Source organism: Candidatus Accumulibacter vicinus (assembly GCF_000584955.1).
GTDB classification, from domain to species: Bacteria; Pseudomonadota; Gammaproteobacteria; order Burkholderiales; family Rhodocyclaceae; genus Accumulibacter; species Accumulibacter vicinus.
On record NZ_JDSS02000039.1, the window covers coordinates 18,735 to 20,060 of the forward strand.

Sequence of the window (1,326 nt, forward strand, 5' to 3'; positions counted from 1 at the left end):
CTGACCGTAGGGAACGGGCAGCGTAGGTGAAAGGCGCGGATTCCAAGGTTGTCGTCGATACCACCGAAGTCACCGATGATCTCGTGCGCGACATGACCGAAGTGCTGACCTCCATGTGCGCCCGACTGTACGGGCGGCGGGCGGCGGAGAACCGGGCGAAACGGGCGCTGGAGGCGATGCAATGCGAACCGGGCGAACCGTCCTGACCCACCGGATTGAACTCAAACCGAACCAGAGGCAAGAGGCGCTGTTTCGGCAATGCGTCGGCGCGGCCCGGTTTGCCTACAACTGGGCGCTGGCCGAATGGCAACGGCAATTTGAAGCCGGAGAAAAGCCCCACGAAGCGGCCTTGCGGCGGCAGTTCAACGCCATGAAACCGGTTGAATTCCCGTGGATTCTGGATTTGCCCAAGTCGGTTCCGCAGCAGGCCATCAAGAATGTCGGTCGCGCCTATCAACGGTTTTTCCAGAAGCAGTCGAAGTTCCCGCGCTTCAAGCGGCGCGGCGTCCACGACTCGGCCCGGCTGGACAACGGCCCTGGCACCTTCGCCTTTGACGGTTGGCGGATTCGGTTGCCGAAAATCGGCGGGGTGCGGCTGCGTGAAGAATTGCGCTTTGACGGCAAGCCGTTGTCGGCCACCTTGAGCCGAGAAGCCGACCGCTGGTTTATTTCCATCCCCGTCGAAATGGAACGTCCTGAACCGGTGTGCGAAAGCCAAGCCTCGGTCGGGATTGATCTCGGCGTCAGTACCGCCCTCACCCTGTCTACCGGAGAAAAGATCGACAGTCCTAAACCGCTGAAAAAGCATCTCCAGCGGATGAAGCGGCGTTCCCGTTGGCATTCCCGCAAGCAAAAAGGCAGCGCCAACCGGGATAAATCCGCCCGGAAGCTGGCGAAACTCCACGCCCGCATCGCTCATGTCCGCCAGGATTTCCTGCACCAGACCACCACCGACTTGACCCGGCGCTTTGGCCTGATCGGCATCGAAGACCTGAACGTGCGCGGCATGATGGCGAACGACAAATTGTCGCAAGCGATCAGCGACATCGGCTTTTACGAGTTCCGCCGCCAGTTGGAATACAAGGCGGCGCTATCGGGCGGAACCGTGGTCGTGGTGGATCGCTGGTTTCCCAGCAGCAAGACCTGCTCGGCCTGCGGCGGCTCTTGCGAGGCGATGCCGCTGTCCGTCCGGCAATGGACGTGTGCACACTGTGGCACAGAACACGACCGCGATGTGAACGCGGCTCTGAATATCGAGCGTCAAGCGCTCGCTACCGTCAGTTGGACGGGAAGTCACGCCTGTGGAGAGGAAGGCACTGGCCGGAG

1 protein-coding gene and 1 pseudogene are annotated in these 1,326 nt (G+C 61.5%); both read left to right on the forward strand.

Annotated features, from left to right (window positions below; all coding sequences use genetic code 11):
• Positions 1–47: 47 nt before the first annotated feature.
• Positions 48–206 (forward strand): annotated as a pseudogene (locus CAPSK01_RS17415) (IS607 family transposase); the annotation flags it as partial.
• Positions 182–1,326 (forward strand): RNA-guided endonuclease TnpB family protein (locus tag CAPSK01_RS17420; protein ID WP_034929727.1); only part of this gene is annotated, 1,145 nt, incomplete at its 3' end. The pseudogene CAPSK01_RS17415 and the gene CAPSK01_RS17420, both read left to right, overlap by 25 nt.